We start from the raw sequence: 13529 nt of genomic DNA, 5'->3' as shown, positions 1-13529 counted from the left end.
GCGTTATTGAATGCTGATTCGTAACGCTGCCGCCGTCGCAAAAGGACTTAATGTCGCGGTGCCTGCCAGCAACGCGCCTAAAATTGCCAGATACCCATCAACGGGCAAATGCATAGAAGCCGCGTCCATCGCGGCGGTGGCAAAGATGAGTAATGGGATAGTCAGCGGTAACACCAGTATGCTGAGCAGCACACCACCGCGCTTAAGTCCCACTGTCAGCGCCACGCCCGGCGCACCAAGAAAGCCAAGCGTAGGGGTTCCCAGCAGTAGCGTTAACGCCATCACTTGCCAGCCATAAACATCCATTCCCAGTAGCATTGCTACCAGGGGCGAAAGGATAAGTAACGGCAGACCGGTTACCATCCAGTGCGCCATCACCTTCGCCAGCACAGCGGCGGGCAAGGGTAACGGCAACAACATCAATTGTTCAAGACTGCCGTCCTGCAAATCGTCACGGAACAGTCGCTCGAGTGCCAGCAAGGATGAAAGCAGCGCGGCAACCCAGATAATGCCCGGCGCAATACGCGCCAGCAGTTGCGGCTCCGGACCGATACTGAGCGGAAAAAGGGTAATTACAATCAGGAAGAACCACAGCGGGTTGGCGATTTCGGCGCTATGGCGAAACGCTACGCGCAGCTCAAGACGGAAAATGCGCCAGAACATCATGCGGCCCCCGTTTGCGTCAGTGAAATGCGGCGAATTTTACTTTCAGCAACGTTGAGCGGCTGGTGGGTAGTCAGAATCACAATCCCCCCCTGCTCCGTATGCTGCGCCATACGCTGGGTCAGACGATCGACGCCGTTAACGTCAATCGCGGTAAAAGGCTCGTCGAGTATCCATAACGTGGCACGGGTCAACCACAGACGCGCTAAAGCGACGCGGCGTTGTTGCCCGGCAGAAAGTTGATTTACCGGAATATCTTCGAATCCGGCAAGCCCGGCCTGCGCCAGGGCTTCCAGACATTGTGCGGTATCGCCATCGCGATGATAAAAGTGCAGATTTTCTAACGCCGTCAGCCGGGTTTTGATCCCCGGCTGATGGCCTATCCATAACAGGTTTTGATGGTAGCTGTCGCGTACCTGATGCAAGGGCTGCCCTTGCCAGAGAACCTCGCCTGCGTCAGGGCGAGACAACCCCGTCAGCAAACGGAGAAGCGTTGTCTTCCCCGCGCCGTTGCTACCGGTGATTTGTACCCACTCTCCTGCGTTCAGCGTAAATGATAAACCACTAAATAAGGTTCGTTCATCCCGCTCGCAAAGTAACTCTCTGGCTTCAAGCATACCCACGCAATAACCCTGTTAAAAACCTGGCTCGACTTCACGCATGTCGGGCAGCTTGTGCGCTATCCCTTTATGGCAATCAATACAGGTTTGCCCATCTTTCACCGCCTGGTCATGCATCTTCGCGGCAACCGATTTCTGGGCGGTTGTATCCATATACTCGAAGTTGTGACAGTTACGGCACTCCTGCGAGTTGTTGTCCTTCATGCGCCGCCACTCATTCTGTGCCATCGTCAGGCGATGAGCTTCAAATTTCTGCGGCGTGTCAATAACGCCAAAAATTTTACCATACAGCTCTTTACTTGCTTTGAGCTTGCGTATCATCTTTGGCACAAACTCGTGCGGAACGTGACAATCCGGACAGGTCGCACGGACGCCGCTACGGTTGTTGTAGTGCACGGAATCCATGTATTCCTGATACACCGTGTTACGCATTTCGTGGCAGCTAATGCAGAACTCTTCGGTATTGGCTTTTTCCATCCCGGTGTTAAAGCCGCCCCAGAAGACGATGCCGCCGACAAAACCGATCAACAGCAGCGTCCCTAGCGCCAGACGGCTGGGGGTACGCCACCATTTCCACAGGCGCTTAATCAGACCAGGCTTACGGTCAGAATTTCCCATAATAACCTCTTATTTCCCGTAACCTTTTGATGGGGTAAAGGTATTCCCCACGATTGGCGCGGTATCGGCCTGCGGTACGTGACATTGCAGACAGAAATAACGACGCGGAGCCACTTCCGCGCCCACTTTGCCGTCGCTGTCCATAAAGTGAGTAGGACTAATGCGCGGCGCGCCAGTGGTGCGATAACTTTCGACACCGTGGCACTGCAAGCAGCGGTTGGTATTGGTCGTTACCTGATAACCTTCAACGCTATGCGGGATCATTGGCGGCTGATTCACATAGTTCAGCGGCATCCGATCCTGCTCTTTTGGCATCCGAATGGCCCCTTCCTGCGTCCCGGATACTTCCGGCGACTGGCTAAAATCGACGCCATTAGCCGCCCAAACCGCGCCGCTTACCACCAGGGCCAGCATCGCCGTCCATTGACACAGCGCTTTCTTCAGGTCATGGCTTTTCATGATTTCGCTCCCGAACTCCATCGTGTAGTTATTGTAAATACATCCTCAGAACAGACATCCACGCAGCGACCGCACGTCATGCAATCGCGGCTGGTGACCTGCACCGGGCTTTGTTCATCCAGCACCGGGGCACGTAGCACATGCGGTTCCGGGCAAACATGAAAACAATCCATACAGCGGTTACATTTCTGCCGATCGGTGGCCGCAACGGTAATCACACCTTTGCTACCCAGCACGCCATACAGTGCACCAACCGGACAAATGTGCCCGCACCAGCCGTGTTCAACGACCAGTAGATCAAATAAAAACAGCGCGAGAATAAGCAGCGCGCCGCTGCCGAAGCCCATTACCAGGCTACGCCCCATCAGAGAAACGGGGTTGATCCATTCCCAGATGAGCGTGCCAGTTAAGGCCGATCCCACCAGAATGACCACCAACAGCACGTAGCGAATATGGCGAGGGATCGTCGCAGACTGATTGAGGTCAAATCGTCTGCGTAACCAATTTGCTAAGTCGGTAATCGGGTTCAGCGGACAGACCCAGCTGCAAAATAATCGCTTTCCTGCCAGGGCGTAGAGCACGGTGATAATCACCGCACCGGTCAACGCCACCGTGGCAGGCAGATGACCGCTGGCAAGACTTTGCAGTGTCATCAGCGGATCGGTCAGTGGAACGGTGTCGAATAACAGGCTACTGCTGTAGTTGCCGTGCAAGATCCACACACCAAACCACGGACCGCTCAAAAACATCCCCAGCACGAAGAACTGACAAAGGCGACGTAACACTAACCAACGGTGACTGCGCCACCAGCCTTTTTTCTCCAGCGCCTCGCGCCCGGCGTCACGTTTACGATTTGCCATTGTTCCCCTCCAGCCAGCCGAAGCGGTAATGGTGACCTAACTCCCCTTTCGCCAGTGACAGCGGTAACACCTTGATTGCCGGTTGTTCCAGCACGCACACTTTTTCGCACTTACCGCAGCCGGTACAGGCGTCGCTGTGAACCGTCGGCAGAAAGCGGGCGTGCTTACCGGTACGCGTGTTGCGCTCCAGCTCCAGGGTGATGGCCTCATCAATTTTCGGGCATTCGCGATAACAAACATCGCAGCGCAGCCCCTGAAAGTTGAGACAGTTTTCCTGGTCCACCAGTACCGCCAGCCCCATCCGCGCGTCGTCGATCGATTCGATCTCACGATCCAGCGCACCGCTCGGGCACACTTTGGCGCACGGAATGTCCTCACACATTTCGCAAGGAATATCCCGTGCGACAAAATATGGCGTGCCCGCCGACAGACCAGAGGCCAGGGTCGCCAGTTTTAAGGTGTCGTAAGGGCAAGCCTGAACACACTGACCGCAACGCACACAGGCACTGGCAAAGGCGTTCTCGTTTATGGCTCCGGGCGGGCGCAACCGCACGCCAGATGCGCGTGCGGTTTGCTGTTGTAACCCCAGCGCCACACCCACGGCAGCCAGCCCGCCTGCTGTGCGAACGACATCGCGCAGAAAGCGGCGGCGACCATTTTGAGGTTTCGCTGACCGGGACATAATGGCTTACACCTTCTCCAGTTTGACCGCGCACTTCTTGAAGTCCGTCTCTTTCGAGAGCGGATCGGTCGCATCCAGCGTCAGTTTGTTAACCAGCTGTGCGGCGTCGAAGAACGGCATGTACACCAGGCCCTGCGGTGGACGGTTACGGCCGCGCGTTTCGACAATCGAGATCACTTCGCCACGGCGAGAAACCACTTTCACTTTGTCGCCACGGCGCAGATCGCGCGCTTTCGCATCCAACGGGTGAATAAACAGGACCGCTTCCGGGAAGGCGCGGTGCAGTTCCGGCACACGGCGAGTCATACTGCCGGTGTGCCAGTGCTCCAGGACGCGTCCGGTAGAGAGCCACAGGTCGTACTCTTCATCCGGTGCTTCCGCCGCCGGTTCGAACGGCAGCGCGAAGATCACCGCTTTACCATCCGGTTTACCGTAGAACTTATAGCCTTCGCCCGCTTTCACGTACGGGTCGTTACCTTCGCTGTAACGCCACTGCGTTTCTTTACCGTTCACCACCGGCCAGCGCAGACCGCGCGCTTTGTGGTAGTCATCGAACGGTGCCAGATCGTGACCGTGACCGCGACCAAACCATGCGTACTCTTCGAACAGCCCTTTTTGCAGATAGAAGCCCAGCTCGCGGGATTCATCGTTCAGCTGATCTTCCGCCAGTTCGGATACCGGGAATTTGCTCACTTCCGGGGTGGCATACAGAACTTCGTACAGCGTTTTGCCACGCAGTTCCGGTTTCTTCGCCAGCAGCTCTTCCGGCCATACTTCTTCAGTTTTAAAGCGGCGGGAGAACTGGACTAACTGCCAGAGATCCGATTTCGCTTCGCCCGGTGCCTGTACCTGCTGACGCCAGAACTGAGTACGGCGTTCGGCGTTACCGTAAGCGCCCTCTTTCTCTACCCACATTGCGGTCGGCAGGATCAAGTCGGCGGCCAGCGCACTGACTGTCGGATACGGATCGGAAACGATGATAAAGTTGCGCGGATCGCGCCAGCCCGGCATACGCTCTTCATTAATGTTCGGTCCGGCCTGCATGTTATTGGTACACATGGTCCAGTAAACATTCAGTTTGCCGTCTTTCAGCGCACGGTCTTGTGCCACCGCGTGCAGACCGATTTTCGCCGGAATGGTGCCGCTCGGGATATTCCACTTCTTCTCGCAGATATCACGGTGTTTCTCGTTAGTCACCACCATGTCCGCAGGCAGACGGTGAGCAAAGGTGCCCACTTCACGCGCAGTACCACACGCGGAAGGCTGCCCGGTCAGGGAGAACGGACCGCAACCCGGCTGGGAAATTTTGCCGGTCAGCAGGTGCAGGTTGTAGACCAGGTTGTTGGCCCACACACCACGGGTATGCTGGTTGAAGCCCATCGTCCAGTAGGAGATGACTTTCTTGTTCGGATCGGCATACAGCTGCGCCAGTTGTTCTAACTGGTCTTTCGGCACGCCGGTCATTTCGGCGGTTTTTTCCAGCGTATATTCAGCAACGAAGGCTTTGTAATCTTCAAAGCTCATCGGTTCGGAGGCGTCAGAACCCGGATTCTTCGCTGCTTTTTCCAGCGGATGGGTCGGACGTAAACCGTAGCCGATGTCCGTCGCCCCTTTGCGCAGGTTAACGTGTTTGCTGAAGAAGTCCTGATTTATCGCATTGTTTTGAATGATATAGTTGGCGATATAGTTCAGGATCACCAGGTCAGATTGCGGCGTAAAGATGATGCCGTTATCCGCCAGCTCGAAGCTACGATGCTGGTAGGTAGAAAGCACCGCCACGGTGACGTTCTGGTTAGAAAGACGACGGTTAGTGATGCGCGACCAGAGGATCGGGTGCATCTCCGCCATGTTGGAGCCCCACAGCACAAACGCGTCAGCCTGCTCGATGTCGTCATAGCAGCCCATCGGCTCATCCATACCAAAGGTACGCATAAAGCCAACTACTGCCGACGCCATACAGTGACGCGCGTTCGGGTCGATGTTGTTCGAACGGAAGCCCGCTTTGAACAACTTGGACGCGGCATAACCTTCCCAGATAGTCCACTGACCAGAACCGAACATACCGATCGATTCCGGCCCTTTTTCTTTCAGGGCGGTTTTGAATTTATCTTCCATCACATCGAAGGCCTGATCCCAGGTGATTGGGGTAAATTCGCCTTCTTTGTCATATTTACCGTTTTTCATACGCAGCAGCGGCTGCGTCAAACGGTCTTTACCGTACATGATTTTGGGCAGGAAATAGCCCTTAATGCAGTTCAGGCCACGGTTAACCGGTGCGTCCGGGTCGCCCTGACAGGCCACCACACGCCCCTGCTGCGTTCCGACCAGAACGCCGCAACCCGTACCGCAGAAACGGCACGGCGCTTTATCCCATTTAATGGCTTCCTGCTGACCAACAACGGCGCGGGCAACGCCCGGCACGCTGAGACCGGCAGCCGCCGCAGCGGCCGCAACGGCGTTAGCTTTCATAAAGCTACGACGACTGAGTTTCATGGTGTTTCCTCACCTTGCTCTTCCTGCTGGTGATAAACCAGCGACACCGCCAGCACGCCCTCTACGTTGCGTACTGACTCAATGGTTTGGATCAGCGTTTCGCTGTCTTCTGCTTCCACCACCACAATCAACTGACCGCTCGGCGCGTCGCTGACAGCAACTTCACAGCCGGTAAAGGCGTTCAGTTGGGTGCTGATGTCTGAAATTCGTTCGCTTTTGGCCTGCACGACCAGGCTGCAAACTTGCCAGTTAGTGTGCATGGAGATACTCCGCAGTTATGGCTGATACCGGACAGCTGGCTGCACATGCTCCACATCCGTTGCAAAGTTGGCTATTAAGTTGCGGCTGGTAGATCCCGGAGAGCGTCGGGCGAAAGATAATTGCCATTGGCTCACAGCTATCCTGACAGCGGCGGCATTCAACTGACTGATACGCCAGGCACGCGTCCCCAATGGTGAACTGCAAATCCCAGGCCCTGGTGTGGCGCGGAGAAAATAGCGATTCGGGGCAAGCCTGCGCGCAGGCGTAACAGAAGCTGCACTCGTTATTTTTGAAATTAACGCTCGGATAGCCACCCGCGCCGCGTTGCAGAATGTTGTTTTCACAAGCATTAATACAGGCGTCGCAGCGGGTGCAATGGGTCAGAAAATGAGATTCATCACCGGACCAGGGCGGACGGATACCGTTACTGGCTTTGCGCCAGCGACCAGTGAGTATGCCCCGACGGGATGCATCAATCTTCACATTGACCTTCCATCATTAACGCGCTCTGAAAATTGAGAGCGACCAAATAAACCGCATAATTAATAAGCCATTTTTATAGCCGCTAAGATATTAAAGGATGTGTCAAAGATGCATACCCCGATCGGGGTAAAACCTGTAGCAGGATCAAAAGAGTGGCGGGAAGCGTGGCAAAAACGGGCTTTTGCTCACATTTCAAATGGTTATAAACATATTTATATAGCGATTAATTCGCCAGAGATATTTCTGCTGGTTTGTTTTCTCATCAGAATTTAACACTAAAAGAGCAGGTAAAATTATCTGAATGTTCTTTAAGTTATTCATAAAGCAAATTAATAAATCTGATGAATATGTTAACCTTCAGCGACATCATCGGTGAAAACCTATAAATGAAGAAGGAAAGCAAAAAAATGAAGACCATTCTACCTGCAGTATTGTTTGCCGCTTTCGCCACCACTTCCGCCTGGGCGGCAGAAAGCGTCCAGCCACTGGAAAAAATCGCACCTTATCCACAAGCTGAAAAAGGCATGAAGCGTCAGGTGATTCAGTTAACTCCGCAAGAAGATGAATCTACCCTGAAAGTAGAACTGTTAATCGGTCAGACGCTGGAAGTCGACTGCAATTTGCATCGTCTCGGCGGGAAGCTGGAAAGCAAAACGCTGGAAGGCTGGGGCTATGATTATTATGTCTTTGATAAAGTTAGCTCGCCGGTTTCCACGATGATGGCCTGCCCGGATGGCAAGAAAGAGAAGAAATTTGTCACCGCGTATCTGGGCGATGCCGGAATGCTGCGTTATAACAGCAAGCTGCCGATCGTGGTGTATACGCCAGACAATGTGGATGTGAAGTACCGCATCTGGAAGGCGGAAGAGAAAATTGACAACGCGGTTGTTCGCTAAACTACTGTGAAGTGCTGCAACCCGTAGGCCGAATAAGGCGGTTACGCCGCATCCGACATCTAACGCCCGAGCCGGTTGCCTGATGCGACGCTGACGCGTCTTATCAGCATACGCCACATCCGGCAAACCATGCCGGATGTGGCACATCATTACAACGCAATATCCGCCACTTCTTTTTGAACGGGTTGCGGTTTCAACTGCGGTTTCGGCGTACTATCTGCTGCCTGCGGCTTGTCGTATTTCAGCCCCAGCACTTCGCTGGTGTACTGCAACTCGCGTTCTGTTGCCGCTACATCACCGTTCAGCTTGCGTCCATAAGACGGAACGATCGCCTTCAACGTTGCCTGCCATTGCGGGCTGGAAACGCGATCGCCAAATACTTTTTCCAGCAGATTCAACATAATCGGCGCGGCGGTTGACGCACCTGGCGATGCCCCCAGCAGCGCGGCAATGGTCCCTTGCTGGTCACTGACCACTTCAGTACCGAGACGCAGTACGCCACCTTTATCGGCATCACGCTTGATAATCTGCACGCGCTGCCCCGCTTGCCACAAACGCCAGTCCTCTTTTTTCGCCTGCGGATAGTACTCTTTCAACGCTTCAAAACGATCCTCTTCACTCAACATCACCTGACTCACCAGATATTTCACCAGATCGAAATTATCCAGCCCGACGTGCATCATCGGCATCACGTTAGAGGTGGTGGTGGAACTCATCAGATCCCACAATGAACCGTTTTTGAGGAATTTAGTTGAGAAGGTGGCAAATGGCCCAAACAACACGACGCGTTTACCGTCCAGCACACGGGTATCGATATGCGGAACCGACATCGGCGGTGCGCCAACGGATGCTTTACCGTAAACCTTCGCCAGATGGTGATTAACCACGTCCGGATTTTCCGAAACAAGGAACTGTCCGCCCACCGGGAAACCGGCGTAGTCTTTCGCTTCCGGAATCCCCGATTCCTGTAACAGCTTCAGCGCCGCACCGCCCGCGCCGATAAAGACAAATTTGGCGCGGATGTTCTGTGCAGTGCCATTTTTCAGATCGGCAACGGTAACGGTCCAGGTGTTATCGTCATTACGCTTTAGGGCGCGGACTTCGCTGCTGAGTTGCAGCGAAAAATTAGATTTCTTCTGCAAGGAAGCAATTAACTGGCGGGTGATCTCGCCATAGTTCACATCAGTGCCAATTTCCGTACGCGTGGCTGCCACTTTCTGTTGCGGATCGCGCCCTTCCATCACTAACGGTGCCCACTCTTTGATCTGCGCGTGATCTTCAGAGTAACGCATACCGCGAAACAGCGAGCTTTGTTGCAACGCGGCGTAACGGGCTCGCAGGAAATTAACATTATCCTCGCCCCAGACAAAGCTCATATGCGGAACGGTATTGATAAATGAACGCGGTGTACGCAGCACGCCGCGCTCGACCTGGTGCGCCCAGAACTGGCGCGAAATCTGAAATGCTTCGTTAATGGCGACTGCTTTTTCAATACTGATGCTGCCATCGGCGTTTTGCGGGGTGTAGTTCAGTTCCATCAGTGCAGAATGCCCGGTTCCGGCGTTGTTCCAGCCGTTCGAACTCTCCTGCGCGACACCCTCCAGGCGCTCCACCATGGTCATCGACCATTCAGGCTCCAGCTCGCGTAAATAGGTCCCCAACGTGGCGCTCATAATGCCGCCGCCAATCAACAGTACATCAGTTTCCTGCTCCTCGGACGCTTTCGCTTTTGCCGCCATCGAAACGGCATTAAGCCCCACGGCCATCGAGAAGAGCATGGCAGTCACTTTTTTCATCTTGTTAATGCCTTACTTTTAGTCGCTTTATTGCAGGTGAGATTTGCGCGGCATCAACGGTAACACTTAAGTAACAACATTTAAATAATGTTTATAAATTATATTCTAATTTTAGAAACATTATAATTTCATTGATTAATTATAGGGTTATTAGAAACGAAGGTATTTTTAGAATATTGACCTGGCGGCAGCAGTCCGCCAGGTCAGCGTCGTAATATTATGCCGTCCGGGCAACGGCATCACGCGAAGCAGCATCGCGCTCTTCGCCTGTCAGCTCGCTAAGTTGCCCGTTGCGCATTTCCAGCAGGCGGTCGGCGTGGATAAAGTAATGATCATCATGACTGATGGCGAAAATAGTTTTACCCATCTCCTGCATCAGCGGCAGCAGCACCTGATAAAACTCACGACGGAAGTGTGGATCCTGATCCGCCGCCCATTCATCCAGCAGGATAATATCGCGTTCTTCTGCCAGCGCCAGCAACAGCGCCACGCGTTTTTTCTGCCCTTTTGATAACTTCAGGTTAACAATACGCCCGTTGCTTAACTCAAGCTTATGAGCAATTTTCAGCTGCGCCAGCCACTTCTCAACCAGTTGCGGGTTAGCGGGTTGCCCCTCCGGCCCCAGCAGTTGATCAAACAGCCAGACATCGGTAAACACTGCCGAAAACAGTTTTCGATAATCTTCCGGTTGTTCGCCGCTGACAGGTTTGCCATCCAGCAAGATTTCGCCATTTTGTGGCTGGTACAAGCCCGTCAGCAACATCGCCAGCGTCGATTTTCCACTACCGTTGCCACCAATCAGAAACAGCAGCTCGCCACGTTTAATGGTGAGGTTAATCGGCCCAACGGAAAACGCGTTATCCTGATAGCTAAACGTCACATTACGCAGCTCCAGCGTTTGCCAGTTGGGAAACGCCTGCGGGCGTGGAAACTCTGCTTTGAAAGGTGTGAGCGCGAATTTGTTCAGCTTGTTAAACGCCACCTGCGCCGTCAGCAGCGTCGGTAATGCGCCAACCGCCGAAAGCAGCGGCGTACGCAGGAATAACAGCGTCAACGAATAGGTCGCGGCAACGTTGGTATCAGCCCAACCGAGACTGTTCGCCATCCAGAACACCAGGCCGATTGCGCCCAGCATCATGATGTTTGACCAGTTCACGGCACTAAGATGGAAGGTGTCTGCGCGGATAATATGATGGCGATACTCTTGCGCATCAGGAATGTAGAGGTTGTTAAACACATACTCGGCGCGTTCACGGTTCAGAGTCAGCTCTTTGCGCCCTTCGAGTACGGTTTGAAAATCCGTGTACAGCTTATCTTCAGTTTCACGCAGGGTCGCCATATGTTTGTACACCCGCGCCACCAGTATAAAACCACCCCAGATGGTGACTGCCATCCAGATAGCCGTTACCAGCAACATTTTGCCCGACAGCATCCACAAATACGCCGCTGAACCGATAGTGAGAATGATCCCCTGCACCAGTTCCGGCAGACGCACAAAAGCAATGGTGATATTGCGCACATCGCTGGTTAACCCCGCCAGCAACGAGGCGCTACCAAGTTGTTCAATGCGCTCGACATGGGTATCCAGAATCCGCTTGATAAATTCACTACGCAGTCGGTAAACGAAGTGATGCCCCAAAGTGGTGAGCGCCAGTTGCGATCCGAGAGTGACTGCCATCAACAGCAGCAATAATCCCAGAAACTCCGGCAACACCAGTAGACTGGTATCCGCCGTTTTGATAAGGCGCTGATTGATAAAAGCAATTAAGCCAATGCCTAATGCCGCACTGGCGAGGCTTAGCGCCATCACACTGATAAATGGCCAGCGATACTGCCGCCAGACAAGTACAAGAAGTTCCATGCAGAAAACCCGGACAATGAATTACAGCCCGCAGTTTAAACATCTTCGTGCGCACAGCAATAATAATTCTTATTTTTATTCTTTTTTACCTGCCTGACGGAATGTCAGGTTGTAGCGGCAGTCGGTGGTGAGTGGATGACCCCCCACTTTCAACGGTTGAATGCCATGATAAAACAGCCGCGACTCACCCCCCCATACCACCACATCGCCATGTTCCAACAACAAACGTTTGAGCGGATCATTTCGTTTCAGGCCGCCAAATTGAAAAATCGCGGGTAAGCCCAGAGAAACAGAAACAATTGGCGCGCGCAGATCCGGTTCGTCTTTATCCTGATGCAGCGACAGTTTCGCGCCAGGAACGTAGCGGTTGATCAAACAGGCATCTGGCTGGAAATCTGGATAGCCCGCCGCCGTAGCCGCACGTTGACATAAATGATGAAAACTCTGCGGCATGGCGGGCCACGGTTTATTTGTTTGCGGATCAATGGGCGAATAGAGATAACCTTGCCGATGGGTCGTCCAGCCCAGATGCCCACAGTTGGTCATCGCCACCGACATGGTATATCCGCCTGGAGTGACCATCTGGCGAAACGGCGACTGGCTGGCAACGTCATTAATATCGCGGATCAGTTGCTCCGCAGCGTTAAAAGCAAAACGGTGCAAAATCACTGCTCCAGCCGCCAGTGGTTCTTGCCACGGTTCAGCATCAGCAAACAGATCCAACATTACCTTTCCTCATTTTCAGCTTCGCGGCGCAGCAGTTGCGCTTTGCGCGACACGCCCCAGCGGTAACCGGAAAGAGTGCCATCACCACGGACCACCCGATGACAAGGTATAACGATAGCCAGCTTGTTGGCGGCACAGGCACTGGCAACGGCCCGTACCGCTTTCGGTTTGCCGATGGCATTAGCCAGTTGCTGATAACTGACGGTTTCACCGCAAGGTATCGTGCGCAGTGCCTGCCAGACTTGTTGCTGAAAAGCAGTGCCGCGAATGTCCAGCGGTAACGTCAGCGGCGTATCGCGTTGATTGAGGCTGGCGATCACTTCACGCACATGTTGCTGAAACGTAAGATCAGCAAGCGCGCTGTCGGCAGCGGGAAACATCTGCTGTAACTCGCTGATTAGTGTCGCGTCATCATCGCCCAGTAATATCGCGCAAATCCCCCGCTCACTTTCTGCCACCAGGCAACGGCCCAGCTCACAATCAGCCAGCGCGTAACGCACCGCCAGATTTTCGCCACCGTGACGGAATTGTTTAGCCGTCATGCCCAGCGTTTCGTCGGCTTTGCGGTAGTAACTGCTGCTGTCGGGGAATCCGGCGTTAAGAATAGATGTAGTCACGCTCACCCCTTTCGCCAGCAATTCGCGCAAACGGCGAGCGCGCCAGGCCTGTTGCCAGGCTTTAGGCGTCATTCCGGTAGTCGCTTTAAACAACCGATGCAAATGAAATGGACTCATCGCCACCTGGTCGGCTAAGGCTTCCAGCGTTACAGGCGTTTCCTGTTCCAGAAGTCGGCAGGCGTGGGTAATTTTATCAAGGCGATGTTGCAGGGGATTGGCTTTGTCTGGCTGACAACGTTTGCAGGGACGAAAGCCAGCGGCAAGCGCCTCGCTGGCATTTGCGTAGAAGGAGACATTTTCCCGCAAGGCATGTCTGGCTCGGCAAGACGGACGGCAAAAGATACCCGTGGTGCGCACGGCGAAAACGAATTCGCCGTCGGCATTCGAGTCGCGGGCTAAGACAGATTGCCAGCGTTGATCGTCAGTTAAGCATGTGGCGTATTTCATAATCAGCTCCCTGGTTAAGGATAGCCTTTAGTCTGCCCGGTCACCAT

At 53.8% G+C, this 13529-nt stretch carries 15 protein-coding genes; 2 read left to right on the top strand and 13 right to left on the bottom strand.

What is annotated here, in order from left to right; all coding sequences use genetic code 11:
• Nucleotides 1-3: 3 nt before the first annotated feature.
• Genes ccmB through napF form a run of 9 tightly spaced genes read right to left on the bottom strand, consistent with a single transcriptional unit; the run spans nt 4 to nt 7139 of the window.
• Complete coding sequence (gene ccmB, locus EAS44_RS09295) at nt 4-666, bottom strand: heme exporter protein CcmB (RefSeq protein ID WP_000971720.1); 663 nt, start codon at nt 664-666, stop codon at nt 4-6.
• On the bottom strand, nt 663-1286 hold the full coding sequence (ccmA, locus tag EAS44_RS09290; RefSeq protein ID WP_000525586.1) for a cytochrome c biogenesis heme-transporting ATPase CcmA: 624 nt from the start codon (nt 1284-1286) through the stop codon (nt 663-665). The genes ccmB and ccmA overlap by 4 nt, the downstream gene beginning before the upstream one ends.
• A gap of 12 nt (nt 1287-1298) precedes the next feature.
• Nucleotides 1299-1901, bottom strand: a complete 603-nt coding sequence (napC, locus tag EAS44_RS09285; protein WP_000528376.1) for a cytochrome c-type protein NapC — start codon at nt 1899-1901, stop codon at nt 1299-1301.
• Between the two features lie 9 nt (nt 1902-1910).
• Nucleotides 1911-2360, bottom strand: coding sequence for a nitrate reductase cytochrome c-type subunit (gene napB / locus EAS44_RS09280; RefSeq protein ID WP_000835174.1), 450 nt, complete (start codon nt 2358-2360; stop codon nt 1911-1913).
• Nucleotides 2357-3220, bottom strand: a complete 864-nt coding sequence (gene napH, locus EAS44_RS09275) for a quinol dehydrogenase ferredoxin subunit NapH (protein ID WP_000013515.1) — start codon at nt 3218-3220, stop codon at nt 2357-2359. The genes napB and napH overlap by 4 nt, the downstream gene beginning before the upstream one ends.
• Nucleotides 3207-3902, bottom strand: coding sequence for a ferredoxin-type protein NapG (napG, locus tag EAS44_RS09270; protein WP_000091291.1), 696 nt, complete (start codon nt 3900-3902; stop codon nt 3207-3209). The genes napH and napG overlap by 14 nt, the downstream gene beginning before the upstream one ends.
• Nucleotides 3903-3908: 6 nt before the next feature.
• Complete coding sequence (napA, locus tag EAS44_RS09265) at nt 3909-6395, bottom strand: periplasmic nitrate reductase subunit alpha (protein WP_000778044.1); 2487 nt, start codon at nt 6393-6395, stop codon at nt 3909-3911.
• On the bottom strand, nt 6392-6655 hold the full coding sequence (gene napD, locus EAS44_RS09260; RefSeq protein ID WP_000557384.1) for a chaperone NapD: 264 nt from the start codon (nt 6653-6655) through the stop codon (nt 6392-6394). Before napD ends, napA begins: the two co-directional genes overlap by 4 nt.
• Nucleotides 6645-7139 (bottom strand): ferredoxin-type protein NapF, encoded by a 495-nt coding sequence (napF, locus tag EAS44_RS09255; protein ID WP_000686723.1) that lies wholly within the window; start codon nt 7137-7139, stop codon nt 6645-6647. Before napF ends, napD begins: the two co-directional genes overlap by 11 nt.
• A gap of 108 nt (nt 7140-7247) precedes the next feature.
• On the opposite strand from napF, the gene EAS44_RS25090 reads away from it, so the two are divergent.
• The gene (locus tag EAS44_RS25090) at nt 7248-7412 is read left to right on the top strand and encodes a hypothetical protein (RefSeq protein ID WP_001296243.1); all 165 of its coding nucleotides are present in this window, start codon (nt 7248-7250) and stop codon (nt 7410-7412) included.
• A 134-nt stretch (nt 7413-7546) separates the two neighbouring features.
• The gene (gene eco / locus EAS44_RS09250) at nt 7547-8035 is read left to right on the top strand and encodes a serine protease inhibitor ecotin (RefSeq protein ID WP_000849212.1); all 489 of its coding nucleotides are present in this window, start codon (nt 7547-7549) and stop codon (nt 8033-8035) included.
• Nucleotides 8036-8184: 149 nt separating this feature from the next.
• On the opposite strand, the gene mqo is transcribed toward eco, so the two are convergent.
• From mqo to ada, 4 genes are all read right to left on the bottom strand, one after another.
• Complete coding sequence (gene mqo / locus EAS44_RS09245) at nt 8185-9831, bottom strand: malate dehydrogenase (quinone) (RefSeq protein WP_000758066.1); 1647 nt, start codon at nt 9829-9831, stop codon at nt 8185-8187.
• A gap of 217 nt (nt 9832-10048) precedes the next feature.
• Nucleotides 10049-11692, bottom strand: coding sequence for a microcin J25 efflux ABC transporter YojI (gene yojI / locus EAS44_RS09240; protein ID WP_000422239.1), 1644 nt, complete (start codon nt 11690-11692; stop codon nt 10049-10051).
• 75 nt (nt 11693-11767) lie between these two features.
• Entirely contained in the window at nt 11768-12418 is a 651-nt protein-coding gene (alkB, locus tag EAS44_RS09235) for a DNA oxidative demethylase AlkB (RefSeq protein WP_000884927.1), read from the bottom strand.
• Nucleotides 12418-13482, bottom strand: coding sequence for a bifunctional DNA-binding transcriptional regulator/O6-methylguanine-DNA methyltransferase Ada (gene ada, locus EAS44_RS09230; RefSeq protein ID WP_000872522.1), 1065 nt, complete (start codon nt 13480-13482; stop codon nt 12418-12420). The genes alkB and ada overlap by 1 nt, the downstream gene beginning before the upstream one ends.
• Nucleotides 13483-13529 lie beyond the last annotated feature (47 nt).

This window comes from Escherichia coli DSM 30083 = JCM 1649 = ATCC 11775 (assembly GCF_003697165.2).
GTDB classification, from domain to species: domain Bacteria; phylum Pseudomonadota; class Gammaproteobacteria; order Enterobacterales; family Enterobacteriaceae; genus Escherichia; species Escherichia coli.
The sequence above is the reverse complement of the archived record's forward strand: the minus strand, read 5'-3'. Positions and strand labels throughout refer to the sequence as shown.